At 70.0% G+C, this 17,091-nt stretch carries 16 protein-coding genes; 13 read left to right on the top strand and 3 right to left on the bottom strand.

Annotated elements, in window-relative coordinates:
- Positions 1–40: 40 nt before the first annotated feature.
- Positions 41–571 (bottom strand): GNAT family N-acetyltransferase, encoded by a 531-nt coding sequence (locus ACE4Q9_RS14190; protein WP_397984600.1) that lies wholly within the window; start codon positions 569–571, stop codon positions 41–43.
- 97 nt (positions 572–668) lie between these two features.
- Here ACE4Q9_RS14190 and ACE4Q9_RS14185 point away from each other — a divergent pair, with 97 nt between their 5' ends.
- Complete coding sequence (locus tag ACE4Q9_RS14185) at positions 669–1,952, top strand: geranylgeranyl reductase family protein (protein WP_397984599.1); 1,284 nt, start codon at positions 669–671, stop codon at positions 1,950–1,952.
- On the opposite strand, the gene def is transcribed toward ACE4Q9_RS14185, so the two are convergent.
- On the bottom strand, positions 1,953–2,576 hold the full coding sequence (def, locus tag ACE4Q9_RS14180) for a peptide deformylase (RefSeq protein ID WP_397984598.1): 624 nt from the start codon (positions 2,574–2,576) through the stop codon (positions 1,953–1,955).
- Between the two features lie 152 nt (positions 2,577–2,728).
- Positions 2,729–3,559 (bottom strand): C40 family peptidase, encoded by an 831-nt coding sequence (locus ACE4Q9_RS14175; protein ID WP_397984597.1) that lies wholly within the window; start codon positions 3,557–3,559, stop codon positions 2,729–2,731.
- A 704-nt stretch (positions 3,560–4,263) separates the two neighbouring features.
- Between ACE4Q9_RS14175 and ACE4Q9_RS14170 the strand changes: the two genes are divergently transcribed.
- Genes ACE4Q9_RS14170 through nuoL form a run of 12 tightly spaced genes read left to right on the top strand, consistent with a single transcriptional unit; the run spans position 4,264 to position 17,087 of the window.
- Positions 4,264–4,623: an NADH-quinone oxidoreductase subunit A gene (locus tag ACE4Q9_RS14170; RefSeq protein WP_030494815.1), complete on the top strand. Its 360-nt coding sequence runs from the start codon at positions 4,264–4,266 to the stop codon at positions 4,621–4,623.
- A 15-nt stretch (positions 4,624–4,638) separates the two neighbouring features.
- Positions 4,639–5,193, top strand: a complete 555-nt coding sequence (locus tag ACE4Q9_RS14165) for a NuoB/complex I 20 kDa subunit family protein (RefSeq protein ID WP_397984596.1) — start codon at positions 4,639–4,641, stop codon at positions 5,191–5,193.
- Positions 5,190–5,948, top strand: coding sequence for an NADH-quinone oxidoreductase subunit C (locus tag ACE4Q9_RS14160; RefSeq protein ID WP_397984595.1), 759 nt, complete (start codon positions 5,190–5,192; stop codon positions 5,946–5,948). The genes ACE4Q9_RS14165 and ACE4Q9_RS14160 overlap by 4 nt, the downstream gene beginning before the upstream one ends.
- Positions 5,945–7,267, top strand: coding sequence for an NADH-quinone oxidoreductase subunit D (locus ACE4Q9_RS14155; protein WP_397984594.1), 1,323 nt, complete (start codon positions 5,945–5,947; stop codon positions 7,265–7,267). Before ACE4Q9_RS14160 ends, ACE4Q9_RS14155 begins: the two co-directional genes overlap by 4 nt.
- Entirely contained in the window at positions 7,264–8,133 is an 870-nt protein-coding gene (gene nuoE, locus ACE4Q9_RS14150) for an NADH-quinone oxidoreductase subunit NuoE (protein ID WP_397984593.1), read from the top strand. Before ACE4Q9_RS14155 ends, nuoE begins: the two co-directional genes overlap by 4 nt.
- Complete coding sequence (nuoF, locus tag ACE4Q9_RS14145; protein ID WP_397984592.1) at positions 8,130–9,479, top strand: NADH-quinone oxidoreductase subunit NuoF; 1,350 nt, start codon at positions 8,130–8,132, stop codon at positions 9,477–9,479. Before nuoE ends, nuoF begins: the two co-directional genes overlap by 4 nt.
- Positions 9,476–11,980: an NADH-quinone oxidoreductase subunit G gene (locus ACE4Q9_RS14140; RefSeq protein ID WP_397984591.1), complete on the top strand. Its 2,505-nt coding sequence runs from the start codon at positions 9,476–9,478 to the stop codon at positions 11,978–11,980. The genes nuoF and ACE4Q9_RS14140 overlap by 4 nt, the downstream gene beginning before the upstream one ends.
- Positions 11,977–13,365 carry an NADH-quinone oxidoreductase subunit NuoH gene (nuoH, locus tag ACE4Q9_RS14135; RefSeq protein ID WP_397984590.1) on the top strand — a complete coding sequence of 463 codons (1,389 nt, stop codon included), beginning with the start codon at positions 11,977–11,979 and terminating at the stop codon, positions 13,363–13,365. Before ACE4Q9_RS14140 ends, nuoH begins: the two co-directional genes overlap by 4 nt.
- On the top strand, positions 13,358–13,990 hold the full coding sequence (nuoI, locus tag ACE4Q9_RS14130; RefSeq protein WP_397984589.1) for an NADH-quinone oxidoreductase subunit NuoI: 633 nt from the start codon (positions 13,358–13,360) through the stop codon (positions 13,988–13,990). Before nuoH ends, nuoI begins: the two co-directional genes overlap by 8 nt.
- Positions 13,987–14,829: an NADH-quinone oxidoreductase subunit J gene (locus tag ACE4Q9_RS14125; protein WP_397984588.1), complete on the top strand. Its 843-nt coding sequence runs from the start codon at positions 13,987–13,989 to the stop codon at positions 14,827–14,829. The genes nuoI and ACE4Q9_RS14125 overlap by 4 nt, the downstream gene beginning before the upstream one ends.
- Positions 14,826–15,125 (top strand): NADH-quinone oxidoreductase subunit NuoK, encoded by a 300-nt coding sequence (nuoK, locus tag ACE4Q9_RS14120; protein WP_145482596.1) that lies wholly within the window; start codon positions 14,826–14,828, stop codon positions 15,123–15,125. The genes ACE4Q9_RS14125 and nuoK overlap by 4 nt, the downstream gene beginning before the upstream one ends.
- A gap of 15 nt (positions 15,126–15,140) precedes the next feature.
- Positions 15,141–17,087 carry an NADH-quinone oxidoreductase subunit L gene (gene nuoL, locus ACE4Q9_RS14115; RefSeq protein ID WP_397984587.1) on the top strand — a complete coding sequence of 649 codons (1,947 nt, stop codon included), beginning with the start codon at positions 15,141–15,143 and terminating at the stop codon, positions 17,085–17,087.
- Positions 17,088–17,091: the final 4 nt, after the last annotated feature.

Below are 17,091 nucleotides of genomic sequence, written 5' to 3'. Positions count from 1 at the left end.
CTCCGGCCGGAAGGATTCGGTGTCGTACTGTGACAGACGGCTACGCTGCGTCACCAAGGCGGGAGTTGAGCTCCAGGCGGAAGCAGAGCGACTCCTCGTCCAGGTGCGGGCGCCGGTAGGTCTCCGCGGACCGCATGCCGAGCCGCCGGGCCACCGAGACGGAACGCTCGTTGCCCGGCCGTACGATCGCCACCACCTCCGGCACCCCCGCCGCCCGGACCCGCCGCAGGGCCTCGCGCGCGGCGGCGAGGACGTACCCCTTGCCCCAGTGCGCCCGGCCGAGCCGCCAGCCGATCTCCACCTCGCCCACCGGGCCCCAGTCGCGCGGCCAGGGCTGGGCGCCGGTGAAACCGAGGACCTCGCCGGACTCGTCCAGGACGGTCCACAGGCAGAAGCCGAGTTCCGCGTCGTGCCGCCGCTGGCGCGCGGTGAGTTCCTCGTACACCGACAGTGCGGCGGGCCCGCCGGGGAAGAACTCCATCACCTCGGGATCGGCGAAGAGGCGGTGCCAGCTGATCGCGTCCTCGTGGGTGGGAACGCGCAGCCGTATCGCGGGCAGAGGTCGGTTCACAGGGCAGCCCTTCAGCCGGGTGATCTATTCCGCTGAATAGACTGCCCATGTCCAGTGCCGGTCGGCACGCAGATTTCGAACTTGGGGAGATCCCGCCGTGACCGAGCCCCTCTCCGACCACTCCGCCGATGTGATCGTCGTGGGCGCGGGCCCAGCCGGCTCCGCGACCGCGTACCACCTGGCCAAGGCCGGTCTCGACGTACTGCTCCTGGAGAAGACGGAGTTCCCGCGCGAGAAGGTGTGCGGCGACGGCCTCACCCCCCGCGCGGTCAAGCAGCTCGTCGCGATGGGCATCGACATCTCCGAGGAGGCCGGCTGGTTGCGCAACAAGGGCCTGCGGATCATCGGCGGCGGCTCCCGGCTCCAGCTCGACTGGCCGGACCTCGCGGCCTACCCGAACTACGGACTCGTGCGCAAGCGCGACGACTTCGACGAGACCCTGGCCCGCAACGCGCAGAAGGCCGGTGCGCGGCTGTACGAACGCTGCAACGTCTCCGGTCCGATCGTGGACGAGCGCACCGGCCGCATCACCGGCGTGACGGCCAAGGTCGGCGAGGAGAAGCGCGAGGTCAGCTATCACGCGCCGCTCGTCGTCGCGGCCGACGGCAACTCCACGCGCCTGTCCCTGGCGATGGGCCTGCACCGCCGCGAGGACCGTCCGATGGGCGTCGCGGTGCGCACGTACTTCACCTCGCCGCGCCATGACGACGACTACCTGGAGTCCTGGCTGGAGTTGTGGGACCGGCGCGGCGCGCAGGAGCGGCTGCTGCCCGGCTACGGCTGGATCTTCGGCATGGGCGACGGCACGTCCAACGTCGGTCTCGGTGTCCTCAACACCTCCGCCGCCTTCAAGGAGCTGGACTGGCGGGAGATCCTCAAGGCCTGGTGCGCGTCCATGCCGGAGGACTGGGGCTACACCCCCGAGAACATGACCGGGCCGATCCGCGGCGCCGCGCTGCCGATGGCCTTCAACCGCCAGCCGCACTACACCAAGGGCCTGCTGCTGGTCGGCGACGCCGGCGGCCTGGTGAACCCCTTCAACGGCGAGGGCATCGCCTACGCCATGGAGTCCGGCCAGATCGCCGCCGACGTCATCGTCCAGGCGCACGCGCGGGCGACGCCGGCGCAGCGGGAGATCGCCCTCCAGCGCTACCCGCGCGTCCTCAAGGACACCTACGGCGGCTACTACACCCTCGGCCGCGCTTTCGTGAAGCTCATCGGCAACCCCAAGGTCATGCAGATCGCCGCCCAGCGCGGCCTGACCCACCCGGTCCTGATGAAGTTCACCCTCAAACTCCTGGCCAACCTGACCGACCCGACCGGCGGCGACGCGATGGACCGCATCATCAACGGCCTCACGAAGGTGACCCCGAAGGCGTGATCAGGCGCTGAACGCGGCCTCTTTGGCGGACCGGCGGGCGTACACCTCGTCGCGGCGGTCCGCCATCTGCCGCAGGGCGTCCTTTTTCTCCCGCTTGGTCAAGCGGTCGAGGTAGATGTACCCGTTGGTGTGATCCGTCTCGTGTGCGAGGCAGCGCGCGAAGTAGCCCGTGCCCTCCACCGTGAGCGGGTGCCCGTCCCGGTCCCGGCCGCGTACGACCGCCCGGTCGGGCCGCGGCAGCGCCATCACCGCGCCCGGCACCGACAGGCAGCCCTCGCCCTCGTCCAGCAGCCGCCGGCCGCTGAGGGGCGTTTCCAGCATCGGGTTGACGACGTGTCCGACATGCCGGTTCCCGTCGTCGTCGGGGCAGTCGTACACGAAAAGGCGCAGATCGACCCCGACCTGATTCGCCGCGAGCCCGGCGCCCTCGGCGACGTACATCGTGCGGAACATGTCGTCGATGAGCGCGGCGAGGTCGGGCCCGAACTCCGTGACGTCCCGGCACGGCTTGTGCAGCACCGCCTCGCCGACCTCGGTCACCCGGCGCACCGCGCCGCGCCCGGCCTCGGGGGCGTACCGGGGGAACTCGGCGACAGGGGCGCCCTGTACGAACACGCGTGGCATCGCGTCTTCTCCTTCACTCGTGGACGAAACCGCCGTCCGGCGGTCCGCCCCGAGCATGCCAGGAGACGCCGCAGGGCCGCTGCCCCCGAGCGGCTGCGGCCCTGCGTGAGGCGCGGAACGCGCCCCAAGTATGCGAAACGGTACGGGATGCCTCAGAGTACGCGCACGGCGCCCGTCGGCTCGTCGTACGACAGCGGGTGCTCCGAGACGCCGGAGGACGGGTTCTGCGCGCCGACGAACATGCCGTCGCCCACGTACACCGCGACGTGGTACGCGCTGCCCGCGCTGCCCCAGTACAGGATGTCGCCCGGCTGGAGGTCGCTGAGCGAGACCTGGGTGCCGGCGGTCGACTGGTCCTGGGAGACGCGCGGCAGGCTCACACCGACCTGCTTGAAGGCGGTCTGCACCAGGCCCGAGCAGTCGTACGCGGAGGGGCCGGTGGCGCCGGAGACGTACGCCTTGCCCAGCTGCGACTTGACGAAGCTGACGACGGCGGCGGCCGAGCCGGTGGCCGTGGAGGAGCCGGTGCTGGTGCCGGTGCTCGCGGAGGTGGAACCGGAGGTGTCGTCGGCCGTGAGGGCCATCCGGGTGGTGCCGCGCGAGGCGCGGGCGGCGGCCTCCTTGCGGGCGGTCTCCTCGGCCTTCTTCTTGGCCTCGGCCGCCTTCTGCTTGGCCTCGGCGAGGTCCGCCTTGGCCTGCTTCGAGGCCTTCGCGGCGGCCGCGTCACGCTCGGCCTGGAGCTGGTAGTTGGCCGCGGCCTGCTGGGTGGCGTCCGCGGACTGGGCGGCCTGGGTGGCCAGGTCGGCCGTCAGGGTGGGCAGTTCGAGGGTCTGCGTCACCGGCTCGGCGGCGCTGGCCGAACCGGCGGCCCCGGCGACGGCCAGGGTGCTGAGGACGCCACCGGCAACTCCGGTCCGCATCGCGAGGGACGACGCGCTGCGGCGGGGCTTCCGGTGGCTGCGTATGTGAGCGGTGTGGGACATGGGAACAACCGGTATCAGGGGCTCCTCCATATCTTCAAGAAACGTGTGCTGCGCCACAGTTGCTCAATCGAGACCTCAAACGCCGGGCGTGTCGCCCTTTATTGACGCCGTAACGGACATTGCGGACGCCCGTGATCAAGGGCTTGATCACGGTCTTTGATCATTACGTCCGAATTGCCCCGCGCTTACCACCGGTTGATGTGGATGGCCAAGCCCGGTTCCTGAGGGGCGCCTGTGACTGTGACGGAGGTCACGGAACGGTCACCGGAGGACCGGCGTCCCGCGCGGGCGGGGCTCGTGAACGCGTGCACGTGCATCCACTCCCGTCCACACCGCGCCCCTCGCCTCCCCCTGAGGTGTGAACGCGGTCCCCTATCAAGATCGGGCGCCCAGCGCCAATTTGCATGCAAGCGAACTCTCTTGATATTGAGACGCCTCTCTTGGCCTGCGATGACGGGCGAAATTGTCACTTCTAGTGATCAACTGAACGCTTCGTGTATGAAGATCAGCCATCATCCGACTTCATGATCCTTCGTCAGGTGGTGGAGATCACAAAGCTTGTGGAATACCCCGTGTCGCAGATCACAGATCGGCGGGCATAAGATGCGGAGCAGTTGGGCTTGTGACCTGCTTCACATGTTCTCGATCTTCATCGGCCCAGCGAACCGCCAGCAGTCAGTGCCGACTGAGAGGAGCGAGGAGCGGTGAACGCGTATGCGCCCATCCTCGTACTGGGAGCCCTCGGGGCAGGCTTTGCGATCTTCTCCGTGGTCATGGCCACGCTGATCGGTCCGAAGCGGTACAACCGCGCCAAACTCGAAGCCTACGAGTGCGGCATCGAGCCGACCCCCACGCCGGCCGGCGGCGGGCGCTTCCCCATCAAGTACTACCTGACGGCGATGTTGTTCATCGTCTTCGACATCGAGATCGTCTTCCTCTACCCCTGGGCCGTCACCTTCGACGCCCTGGGGCTTTTCGGGCTCGTGGAGATGCTCCTCTTCGTGCTCACCGTCTTCGTCGCGTACGCGTACGTATGGCGGCGCGGCGGCCTGGAATGGGACTGAGGGGCCAATACAGACATGGGACTCGAAGAAAAGCTGCCGAGCGGCTTCCTGCTGACCACCGTGGAACAGGCCGCGGGCTGGGTGCGCAAGGCATCCGTCTTCCCGGCCACCTTCGGCCTGGCCTGCTGCGCCATCGAGATGATGACCACCGGCGCCGGGCGCTACGACCTCGCGCGCTTCGGCATGGAGGTCTTCCGCGGCTCACCGCGGCAAGCGGACCTGATGATCGTGGCCGGCCGGGTCAGCCAGAAGATGGCGCCGGTCCTGAGGCAGGTCTACGACCAGATGCCCAACCCCAAGTGGGTGATCTCCATGGGCGTCTGCGCCTCCTCGGGCGGCATGTTCAACAACTACGCGATCGTCCAGGGCGTCGACCACATCGTCCCGGTCGACATCTATCTGCCCGGCTGCCCGCCCCGCCCCGAGATGCTGATGGACGCGATCCTCAAGCTCCACCAGAAGATCCAGTCCGGCAAGCTCGGCGTGAACGCCGAGGAAGCGGCCCGCGAGGCGGAAGAGGCGGCGCTCAAGGCCCTGCCCACCATCGAGATGAAGGGGCTGCTGCGGTGAGCGACGCGAACGGCACCCACGGCGACGGGACGAACGGGGTGAACCCCGAGAAGGACCTCTCCGCCTCCAACCTCCCCGGCCAGCGCGGCCGGGGAGGCGAGGAGATCCGCGTTCAGCGCGGCATGTTCGGCGCCAGCAACGGCGGCGACACCTCCGGCTACGGGGGCCTGGTCCGCTCGGTCCGGCTGCCCGGACCCGCGAGCCGGCCCTACGGCGGCTGGTTCGACGAGGTCGCGGACGAGCTGGAGGGCGCCCTGGAGGAACAGGGGCTGCTGCCGGACAACGCGATCGAGAAGACGGTCGTCGACCGCGGCGAACTCACCTTCCACATCGAGCGCGAGCACCTGCTGCGCGTCGCCCGCACCCTGCGCGACGACCCCGCCCTGCGCTTCGAGCTGTGCACCGGCGTGAGCGGGGTGCACTACCCCGGCGACAAGGGCCGCGAGCTGCACGCCGTCTACCACCTGCGCTCGATCACCCACAACCGGCTGATCCGGCTGGAGGTCAGCGCCCCCGACGCCGATCCGCGCGTCCCGTCCCTGGTGTCCGTCTATCCCACCAACGACTGGCACGAACGCGAGGCGTACGACTTCTTCGGAATCGTCTTCGACGGCCACCCGGCCCTGACCCGGATCATGATGCCGGACGACTGGCAGGGCCACCCGCAGCGCAAGGACTACCCGCTCGGCGGCATCCCCGTCGAGTACAAGGGCGCCCAGATCCCGGCTCCGGACCAGCGGAGGTCGTACTCGTGAGCACGCAGTCAGCATCGGCGCGGGAAACCACCGAGGGCACCGTCTACACGGTCACCGGTGGCGACTGGGACGAGGTCGTCCAGTCCGCGGCCCGCTCCGACGACGAGCGCATCGTCGTCAACATGGGTCCCCAGCACCCCTCCACCCACGGGGTGCTCCGGCTGATCCTGGAGATCGACGGCGAGACGGTCACCGAGGCCCGCTGCGGCATCGGCTACCTGCACACCGGCATCGAGAAGAACCTCGAATTCCGCACGTGGACGCAGGGCACCACCTTCGTCACGCGCATGGACTACCTGACGTCCTTCTTCAACGAGACCGCCTACTGCCTCGCCGTCGAGAAACTCCTCGGCATCGAGGACGACATCACCGACCGCGCCAAGATCATCCGGGTGCTCCTGATGGAGCTGAACCGGCTCTCCTCCCACCTGGTGTGCATCGCCACCGGCGGCATGGAGCTGGGCGCGACCACGATCATGATCTACGGCTTCCGTGATCGTGAAATGATTCTCGACCTCTACGAGCTGATCACCGGCCTGCGGATGAACCACGCGTACATCCGCCCCGGCGGACTCGCCCAGGACCTGCCGCCCGGCGCGGTCGACCAGATCCGCGAGTTCGTCAAGAAGATGCGCCGCAACCTCCCGGAGTACGACAAGCTCGCCACCGGGAACCCCATCTTCAAGGCCCGCATGGGCGACATCGGCTACCTCGACCTGGCCGGCTGCATGGCCCTCGGCGCCACCGGCCCCATCCTGCGCGCCACCGGCCTGCCGCACGACCTGCGCAAGGCCCAGCCGTACTGCGGCTACGAGACGTACGACTTCGAGGTCCCGACCGCCGACAGCTGCGACGCCTACGGCCGCTTCCTGATCCGCCTGGAGGAGATGCGCCAGTCGCTCGGGATCATCGAGCAGTGCCTGGACCGGCTGGCGCCCGGCCCTGTCATGGTCGCCGACAAGAAGATCGCCTGGCCCGCCCAGCTCGCCCTCGGGCCGGATGGACTCGGCAACTCCCTCGACCACATCAAGAAGATCATGGGCACCTCCATGGAGGCCCTGATCCACCACTTCAAGCTGGTCACCGAGGGCTTCCGGGTCCCGCCGGGCCAGGCGTACGCGGCCGTCGAGTCCCCCAAGGGCGAACTCGGCGTGCACGCCGTGTCCGACGGCGGCACCCGCCCCTACCGGGTCCACTTCCGCGACCCGTCCTTCACCAATCTTCAGGCCATGGCGGCGATGTGCGAGGGCGGCCAGGTCGCCGACGTGATCGTCGCCGTCGCGTCCATCGACCCCGTGATGGGAGGCGTCGACCGGTGACCACCTCTTCTTCGGAGCGGGGCGTCAGCCTGGGCATGCCCGAACCGCCCGCGCCCGCCTACCCGGACGACGTACAAGAGCGCCTGGCGGCCGACGCGCGCGAGATCGTCGCCCGCTACCCGGACTCCCGCTCCGCCCTGCTGCCGCTGCTCCACCTCGTGCAGTCCGAGGAGGGCCATGTCACGCGCACCGGAATGCGGTTCTGCGCGGAGACGCTGGGCCTGACCACGGCCGAGGTCACCGCGGTGGCCACCTTCTACACCATGTACCGGCGCCGCCCCTCCGGCGACTACCAGGTCGGGGTGTGCACCAACACGCTGTGCGCGGTGATGGGCGGCGACGCGATCTTCGAATCCCTCCAGGAACACCTGGGCGTGGGCAACGGGGAGACCACCGAGGACGGCAAGGTCACCCTGGAGCACATCGAGTGCAACGCGGCCTGCGACTTCGCGCCGGTCGTGATGGTCAACTGGGAGTTCTTCGACAACCAGACGCCCGCCAGCGCCCGGGACCTGGTGGACGACCTGCGCGCCGGACGCGCTGTACAGCCCACCCGCGGGGCGCGGCTGTGCACCTTCAAGGAGACCGCCCGCATCCTGGCCGGCTTCCCGGACGAGCGGCCCGGAGCCGTCGAGGAGGGCGGCAGCGCCGGACCCGCCTCACTGGTCGGACTGCGCCTGGCCAAGGGCGAGTCGGAGCCCGCGCGCGTGGTCCATCCACGGGACGGCGGCCCGCACGACGAGGCGCAGAGCGCGGTGCACGATCCGTCACCGGCCGAACACCTCAGTTCCCATGACGCGCCGCACCAGACGTCGGCCTCCGACCCCGCCCACCCGGCAGGGCCCGCCGCCGAGGAGGGGGAGTGATGAGCGTGGCAGCCGAACTCAAGGACTCCAGCCCGGAGAAGCTGCTCGCACCGGTGCTGTCGGCCTTCTGGGACGAGGACCGCTCCTGGTCCCTGGACGTCTACCGGCGGCACGAAGGGTACGAGGGGCTGCGCAAGGCGCTCGCCATGTCGCCCGACGACCTGATCGCCTACGTCAAGGAATCCGGACTGCGCGGCCGCGGCGGCGCCGGCTTCCCGACCGGCATGAAGTGGCAGTTCATCCCGCAGGGCGACGGCAAACCGCACTATCTCGTCGTCAACGCCGACGAGTCGGAGCCGGGCACCTGCAAGGACATCCCGCTCCTGTACGCGAACCCGCACAGCCTCATCGAGGGGATCGTGATCGCGTGCTACGCCATCCGGTCGTCGCATGCCTTCATCTACCTCCGGGGTGAAGTGGTCCCGGTCCTGCGCCGCTTGCACGAAGCCGTGCGCGAGGCCTACGCGGCCGGCTACCTCGGCGAGGACATCCTCGGCAGCGGTCTGAACCTCGAACTCACCGTGCACGCCGGTGCCGGCGCGTACATCTGCGGCGAGGAGACCGCGCTGCTCGACTCGCTCGAAGGCCGCCGCGGCCAGCCGCGGCTGCGTCCCCCCTTCCCCGCCGTCGAGGGGCTCTACGCCTGCCCCACCGTGGTGAACAACGTCGAGTCCATCGCCTCGGTTCCCGCGATCCTGAAGAACGGGAAAGAGTGGTTCAGGGCGATGGGCAGCGAGAAGTCGCCGGGCTTCACGCTCTACTCGCTCAGCGGCCACGTCGCGAGCCCCGGCCAGTACGAGGCCCCGCTCGGCATCACCCTGCGCCAGCTCCTGGAGATGAGCGGCGGGATGCGGCCGGGACACCGGCTGAAGTTCTGGACGCCGGGCGGCTCCTCCACGCCGATGTTCACCGCCGAACACCTGGATGTGCCGCTTGACTACGAGGGCGTCGGCGCCGCCGGCTCCATGCTCGGCACCAAGGCCCTCCAGTGCTTCGACGAGACCACCTGCGTGGTCCGCGCGGTCACCCGCTGGACCGAGTTCTACGCCCACGAGTCCTGCGGCAAGTGCACTCCCTGCCGCGAAGGGACGTACTGGCTGGTGCAGTTGCTGCGGGACATCGAGGCGGGCAAGGGAGCCAGGTCCGACCTGGACAAGCTCGCGGACATCGCCGACAACATCAACGGCAAGTCCTTCTGCGCCCTCGGCGACGGCGCGGCCTCCCCGATCTTCTCCTCGCTGAAGTACTTCCGCGAGGAGTACGAGCAGCACATCACGGGCCGGGGCTGCCCCTTCGACCCGGCCAAGTCGACGGCCTGGGCGGACCGCCCGGAGGTGAACGCATGACCGTGACCACCAACGCTCCCGCGGGTGGCGGAGAGGCGGCCCTCCCGCCGGAAGACCTCGTCACGCTGACGATCGACGGCATCGAGATCAGCGTGCCCAAGGGCACCCTGGTGATCCGCGCCGCCGAACAGCTCGGCATCGAGATCCCCCGCTTCTGCGACCACCCGCTGCTGGACCCGGCCGGCGCCTGCCGGCAGTGCATCGTGGAGGTGGAGGGCCAGCGCAAGCCGATGGCGTCCTGCACCATCACCTGCACCGACGGCATGGTGGTGCGCACCCAGCTGACCTCCCCGGTCGCCGAGAAGGCCCAGCACGGAGTGATGGAGCTGCTGCTCATCAACCACCCGCTGGACTGCCCGGTCTGCGACAAGGGCGGCGAGTGCCCGCTCCAGAACCAGGCCATGTCGCACGGCAACGCCGAGTCCCGCTTCGAGGGGCGCAAGCGCACCTACGAGAAGCCGGTCCCGATCTCCACCCAGGTGCTCCTGGACCGCGAACGCTGCGTGCTGTGCGCGCGCTGCACCCGCTTCTCCAACCAGATCGCGGGCGACCCGATGATCGAGCTGATCGAGCGGGGCGCGCTCCAGCAGGTCGGCACCGGCGAGGGCGACCCCTTCGAGTCGTACTTCTCCGGGAACACCATCCAGATCTGCCCCGTGGGAGCGCTCACCTCGGCGGCGTACCGCTTCCGCTCCCGCCCCTTCGACCTCGTCTCCTCGCCCTCGGTGTGCGAGCACTGCGCGGGCGGCTGCGCCACCCGCACCGACCACCGGCGCGGCAAGGTCATGCGGCGGCTCGCGGCCAACGACCCCGAGGTCAACGAGGAGTGGATCTGCGACAAGGGGCGCTTCGGCTTCCGCTACGCCCAGCTCAGGGACCGCCTCGACACGCCGCTGGTGCGGAGCGCCGGGGGCGTCCTGGAGCCCGCGTCCTGGCCGGAGGCGCTGGAGGCCGCCGCGCGCGGTCTGACCGCCGCCCGCTCCCGTGCCGCCGTGCTGACCGGCGGCCGGCTGACCGTGGAGGACGCCTACGCGTACAGCAAGTTCGCGCGGGTCGCCCTCGACACCAACGACATCGATTTCCGCGCGCGGGTGCACAGCGCCGAGGAGGCGGCCTTCCTCGCCGCCAGGGTGGCGGGCCGCGGCCGGGACCTCGACGGTACGGGGGTCACGTACTCCCTGCTGGAGAAGGCGCCCGCCGTCCTGCTCGTCGGGTTCGAGTCGGAGGAGGAGGCCCCCGGCGTCTTCCTGCGGCTGCGCAAGGCCTGGCGCAAGCACAAGCAGCTGGTGTTCTCGCTGGCCACGCACGCGACCCGCGGTCTTGAGAAGGCGGGCGGCACCCTGCTGCCGGCCGCGCCCGGCACCGAGACCGAGTGGCTGGACGCGCTCGCGAGCGGCGTCGGCCTGGAGGCGCCCGGCACCCGCGCCGCCGAGGCGCTGCGCGGCGAGGGCGCCGTCATCGTCGTAGGGGAGCGGCTGGCCTCGGTCGCCGGCGGGTTCACCGCCGCCGTACGGGCCGCCGCCGCGACCGGCGCCCGGCTGGTGTGGATCCCGCGCAGGGCCGGGGAGCGCGGCGCCCTGGAGGTCGGCGCGCTGCCCGCGCTGCTGCCGGGCGGCCGTCCCGCGACCGACCCGCGCGCCCGCGACGAGGTGGCCGCCGCCTGGGGCCTGTCCGAACTGCCGCTGGGCTACGGCCGCGACACCGAGCGGATCGTCGAGGCCGCCGCGACCGGCGCGCTGGCGGCCCTGGTGGTCGCGGGCGTCGAGGTCGCCGACCTGCCCGACCCGGCCCGCGCCCGCGAGGCGCTGGACCAGGTCGGCTTCCTGGTCTCGCTGGAGCTGCGGCCCAGCGAGGTCACCGAGCGCGCCGACGTGGTGCTGCCGGTCGCCGCGGTCGCCGAGAAGGCCGGTTCCTTCCTCGACTGGGAGGGCAGGGTCCGCTCCTTCGAGGCCGCGCTCAAGCCGGACCAGATGACGCGCCGCCTCGCCCCGACCGACGCGCGGGTGCTGCACATGCTGGCCGACGCCATGGACGTCCACCTGGGGCTGCCGGACGTGCGCACCATCCGCGCTGAGATCGACCGGCTCGGCTCCTGGGACGGCCCGTACGCCACCGAGCCGCGTGAACCGGCGGGCGCCGTGCCCCGCCCGGCCGCCGGGGAGGCCGTGCTCGCGGGCCACCGGCTGCTGCTCGACCAGGGCCTCCTCCAGGAGGGCGACGAGGCGCTGGCCGGCACCCGGCACGCCGCCCGCGCCCGCCTGTCGGCCGCCACGGCCGCCGAGGCGGGCGTCGGTGACGGCGATCGCCTCGCGGTCACCGGTCCCGCCGGAACCGTCGAACTCCCGCTCCAGATCAGCGAGATGCCGGACCGGGTGGTCTGGCTCCCGCTGAACTCCGCCGGCGGCGGCGTCGCCTCCGACACCGGGGCACAGCCCGGCAGCCTCGTCCGCATCGGCCCGGCGGCCCCCGCCGCGACGGCCCCCAAGGAGGTGGAGGCATGAGTCCGTACCTCGCCGCTGAAGACCTCTCGATGTTCGGCCGTGACCCCTGGTGGCTGGTCGTCCTCAAGGCCGTCTTCTGCTTCGCCTTCCTGATGGTGACCGTGCTGTTTTCCATCGTCTGGGAGCGCAAGGTCGTCGCCTGGATGCAGCTGCGCATCGGGCCCAACCGGCACGGCCCCTGGGGCATGCTCCAGTCGCTCGCCGACGGCGTGAAACTGATGCTCAAGGAGGACCTGATCGTCCGCCGCGCGGACAAGGTGGTCTACGTCCTCGCGCCGATCGTGGCGGCCGTCCCGGCCTTCATGGCGATCGCGGTGATTCCGTTCGGCCCCGCCGACCACGAGATCTCCATCTTCGGCACCCGTACGACGATGCAGCTCACCGACCTGCCGATCGCGATGCTCTACATCCTCGCGGTCGCCTCGGTCGGCATCTACGGCATCGTCCTGGCCGGCTGGAGCTCCGGCTCCACGTATCCGCTCCTCGGCGGTCTGCGCTCCTGCGCGCAGATGATCTCCTATGAGATCGCCATGGGCGCCGCGTTCGCCTCGGTGTTCCTCTACTCGGGCTCCATGTCGACGTCGACCATCGTGGCCCAGCAGCACGACCGCTGGTACATCCTGCTGCTGCCGGTCTCCTTCCTCCTCTACATCGTCACCATGGTCGGCGAGACCAACCGTGCCCCCTTCGACATGCCGGAGTCCGAGGGCGACCTGGTGGGCGGCTTCAACACCGAGTACTCGTCCATCAAGTTCGCGATGTTCATGCTCGCCGAGTACGTGAACATGGTGACGGTCTCCGCCGTCTCCACCACCCTCTTCCTCGGCGGCTGGCGGGCACCCTGGCCGATCAGCACCTTCTGGGAGGGCGCGAACCACGGCTGGTGGCCGCTGCTCTGGTTCGTCATCAAGGTGCAGCTGCTGCTGTTCTTCTTCATCTGGCTGCGCGGCACCCTGCCCCGCGTCCGCTACGACCAGCTGATGAAGCTCGGCTGGAAGGTCCTCATCCCGGTCTCGGTGACCTGGCTGATGCTGGTCGCGTCCGTGCGGGCGCTGCGCAACGAGCACTACGACTTCGCGGACATCGCCCTCTACGTGGGCGGCGGGGTGCTCGCCCTGCTGCTGATCTCCTTCGTCGCCGACATCTTCCGCGAGAAGGCCCAGACGGCCGAGCGGGCCGCCGCCGGCGAGGGCGGGTTCGACCCGATGGCGGGCGGGTTCCCGGTGCCGCCGCTGCCCGGACAGGAACTGCCGCCGGTGCCCAGGCGCCGCCCGCGCCGGGAGCGGGAGCTGATTGTCAGTGGTGGGACCGACACTGTGAGTGACGGATCGTCCGGGCGTGCTTCGGACGGAACTTCGGATGGAAAGGAGGCGTCCGATGGCTGAGGAGCCCAAGGAGATCAAGCCCGGTTTCCAGAACCCCGTGGCCGGCTTCGGCGTGACCTTCAAGGCCATGTTCAAGAAGCGGCTGACCGAGCAGTACCCGGAGCAGAAGAAGACCACCGCTCCCCGTTTCCACGGACGGCACCAGCTCAACCGCCATCCGGACGGCCTGGAGAAGTGCGTCGGCTGCGAGCTGTGCGCCTGGGCCTGCCCCGCCGACGCCATCTATGTGGAGGGCGCCGACAACACCGACGAGGAACGCTACTCGCCGGGCGAGCGCTACGGCCGCGTCTACCAGATCAACTACGCCCGCTGCATCCTGTGCGGGCTGTGCATCGAGGCGTGCCCGACGCGCGCGCTGACGATGACCAACGAGTTCGAACTGGCCGACTCCAGCCGCGCGAACCTGATCTACACCAAGGAACAGCTGCTGGCCGGCCTCGACGAGGGCATGGTCGACACCCCGCACTCCATCTTTCCGGGCACCACCGAGGAGGACTACTACCGGGGCCTGGTCACCCAGGCCGCGCCCGGCACGGTCCGCCAGACCGCCGTCTCCAAGGGGGAGACCGCCGGGGAAGAGGGCTCCGGGGCCGGGACGGAAGCGGATCAGGAGGTGGACGCATGAGCGCGCAGCTCGCCGCCTACACGACCTCCACCGGTGAGGCGTTCCAGTTCTGGGTCCTCGGCACCGTCGCGGTGCTCGGCGCCCTGTGCACCGTCTTCATGAAGAAGGCTGTGCACAGCGCGCTCAGCCTCGCCGGGACCATGATCGTCCTGGCGGTGTTCTACCTCGCCAACGGCGCCTACTTCCTGGGCGTCGTGCAGATCGTCGTCTACACGGGCGCGATCATGATGCTGTTCCTGTTCGTGGTGATGCTCGTCGGCGTCACCGCCGCGGACTCCCTGAAGGAGACCATCAAGGGCCAGCGCTGGCTGGCCCTGCTGTGCGGGGCCGGCTTCGGCGTGCTGCTGCTCGCCGGGATCGCCAACGCCTCCCTGAAGGACTTCGCGGGCACCGGCCAGGCGAACGCCAACGGCAATGTGGAGGGCCTGGCCGCCCTCATCTTCACCAAGTACGTCTTCGCCTTCGAGATCACCGGCGCCCTGCTGATCACGGCCGCCGTCGGCGCCATGGTGCTCACCCACCGCGAGCGCACCGAGCGCGCCAAGACCCAGCGGGAGCTGGCCGAACAGCGCGTCCGCGAGGGCAAGTACGTGCCGCCGCTGCCCGCGCCGGGTGTCTACGCCCGGCACAACGCGGTGGACATCGCGGGCCTGCTCCCCGACGGCACCCCCTCCGAGCTGACCGTCAGCAAGACGCTGCGCGAACGCGGCCAGATCCGGGACGTGTCCACGGAGGCCATCAACGATCTGCGGGCGCTGGAACAGCGTTCCGCGGACCGCCTGGAGCGGAGGCCGATCGAACCGGAGACGTTCAAGCGGCCCGAGGAGGCGTCGAAGTGAACCCGGTCAACTACCTGTACCTGGCGGCCCTGTTGTTCACGATCGGCGCCACCGGCGTGCTGATCCGGCGCAACGCCATCGTGGTCTTCATGTGCGTCGAGCTGATGCTGAACGCCTGCAACCTCGCGTTCGTCACCTTCTCCCGGCTGCACGGCAACCTGGACGGCCAGGTCATCGCCTTCTTCACGATGGTCGTCGCCGCCGCGGAGGTCGTGGTCGGTCTCGCGATCATCGTGTCGCTGTTCCGTGCCCGCCACTCGGCCTCGGTCGACGACGCCAGCCTGATGAAGCTGTAAGGGGTCGGGAGAATCGTGGAGAAACTGATCGCGCTGCTGATCGCGGCGCCCCTGCTCGGAGCGGCCGTCCTCCTGGTCGGCGGCCGGCGCCTGGACCGCGTCGGCCACTGGATCGGCACCCTGCTGTCGACCGCGTCCTTCGCCGTCGGCCTGGTCCTCTTCGCCGACCTGCTCGGCAAGAACGCCGAACACCGCACCCTGATCCAGCACTTGTGGACCTGGGTCCCGGTCGAGGGCTTCCGGGCGGACGTCACCTTCCGCCTCGACCAGCTGTCGATGACCTTCGTCCTGCTGATCACCGGCGTCGGCTCGCTGATCCACCTGTACTCGGTCGGGTACATGGCGCACGACGAACGGCGCCGCCGCTTCTTCGGCTATCTGAACCTGTTCCTCGCGGCGATGCTGCTGCTCGTCCTCGCCGACAACTACCTGCTGCTGTACGTCGGCTGGGAGGGCGTGGGCCTCGCCTCCTACCTGCTGATCGGCTTCTGGCAGCACAAGCCCAGCGCCGCCACGGCCGCCAAGAAGGCGTTCCTGGTCAACCGCGTCGGCGACATGGGCCTGTCGATCGCGATCATGCTGATGTTCACCACCTTCGGCACCTTCGCCTTCGGCCCGGTCTTCGGCCACGCCGACGGCGCCTCCCAGGGCAAGCTCACCGCGATCGGGCTGATGCTGCTGCTCGCCGCGTGCGGCAAGTCCGCCCAGGTGCCGCTCCAGTCCTGGCTCGGGGACGCGATGGAGGGCCCGACCCCGGTGTCGGCCCTGATCCACGCGGCGACCATGGTGACCGCGGGCGTCTACCTGATCGTCCGCTCGGCGGCCGTGTTCAACGCGGCGCCGGACGCCCAGCTCGCCGTCACCGTGGTGGGCGCGGTCACGCTGCTGTTCGGCGCGATCGTCGGTTGCGCCAAGGACGACATCAAGAAGGCGCTGGCCGGTTCGACCATGTCGCAGATCGGCTACATGGTGCTGGCCGCGGGCCTCGGCCCCATCGGCTACGTCTTCGCGATCATGCACCTGGTGACCCACGGCTTCTTCAAGGCCGGACTGTTCCTCGGCGCGGGCTCCGTGATGCACGGCATGAACGACGAGGTCGACATGCGCAAGTACGGCGGCCTGCGCAAGTACATGCCGGTCACCTTCGTCACCTTCGGCCTCGGCTACCTCGCCATCATCGGCTTTCCGGGCCTGTCCGGCTTCTTCTCCAAGGACAAGATCATCGAGGCGGCCTTCGCCAAGGGCGGCACCGAGGGCTGGATCCTCGGCGGCGCGGCCCTGGTGGGCGCGGCCATCACCGCGTTCTACATGACGCGCGTGATGCTGATGACGTTCTTCGGCGAGGAGCGCTGGCGCGACCGGGCGACCCGTTCGCCCGAGGCGCCGAGCGCCGAGCCCGCCGCCGAGCACCGCGGCGAACACGCCGAGCCGCATCCGCACGAATCCCCGAAGGTCATGACGATCCCGATGATCGTGCTGGCCGTCGGCTCGGTCTTCGGCGGCGCCTTCTTCAGCGTCGGCGACCGCTTCCTGAAGTGGCTGGAGCCGGTCACCGGACACAGCGAGGGCCACTCCCCGGTCAGCGCCGGGGAGGTCACCATCGCCACCATGGTCTGCCTGGTGATCGGCGTGGGCATCGCCTGGGCGCAGTACGGCCGCAAGCCCGTCCCGGCACTCGCCCCGCGCGGCTCCCTGCTCACCCGCGCGGCCCGCCGCGACCTCCTGCAGGACGACTTCAACCACGTGGTCCTGGTGCGCGGCGGCGAACACCTCACGCGCTCCCTGGTCTACGTCGACCACAGCCTGGTCGACGGGGTCGTCAACGGCGCGGCGGCCGGCTTCGGCGGCCTGTCCGGGCGGCTGCGCCGCCTCCAGAACGGCTTCGCCCGCTCCTACGCGGTCTCGATGTTCGGCGGCGCGGCCCTCCTGGTCGCCGCGACCCTGCTGATGAGGGCGGTCTGATACC

Origin of the sequence: Streptomyces sp. AM6-12 (assembly GCF_044327085.1) — a bacterium.
Lineage (GTDB): Bacteria > Actinomycetota > Actinomycetes > Streptomycetales > Streptomycetaceae > Streptomyces.
Note: the sequence above shows the minus strand (reverse complement) of the source record. Positions and strands in the feature narration are given on the sequence as shown.

Bases quoted from the DNA above. Each gene is read 5' to 3' on its own strand.
- def (WP_397984598.1), bottom strand. From the start codon at position 2,576: ATGCCACGCGTGTTCGTACAGGGCGCCCCTGTCGCCGAGTTCCCCCGG.
- ACE4Q9_RS14175 (WP_397984597.1), bottom strand. From the start codon at position 3,559: ATGTCCCACACCGCTCACATACGCAGCCACCGGAAGCCCCGCCGCAGC.
- ACE4Q9_RS14165 (WP_397984596.1), top strand. From the start codon at position 4,639: ATGGGACTCGAAGAAAAGCTGCCGAGCGGCTTCCTGCTGACCACCGTG.
- ACE4Q9_RS14140 (WP_397984591.1), top strand. From the start codon at position 9,476: ATGACCGTGACCACCAACGCTCCCGCGGGTGGCGGAGAGGCGGCCCTC.
- nuoH (WP_397984590.1), top strand. From the start codon at position 11,977: ATGAGTCCGTACCTCGCCGCTGAAGACCTCTCGATGTTCGGCCGTGAC.
- nuoI (WP_397984589.1), top strand. From the start codon at position 13,358: ATGGCTGAGGAGCCCAAGGAGATCAAGCCCGGTTTCCAGAACCCCGTG.
- ACE4Q9_RS14125 (WP_397984588.1), top strand. From the start codon at position 13,987: ATGAGCGCGCAGCTCGCCGCCTACACGACCTCCACCGGTGAGGCGTTC.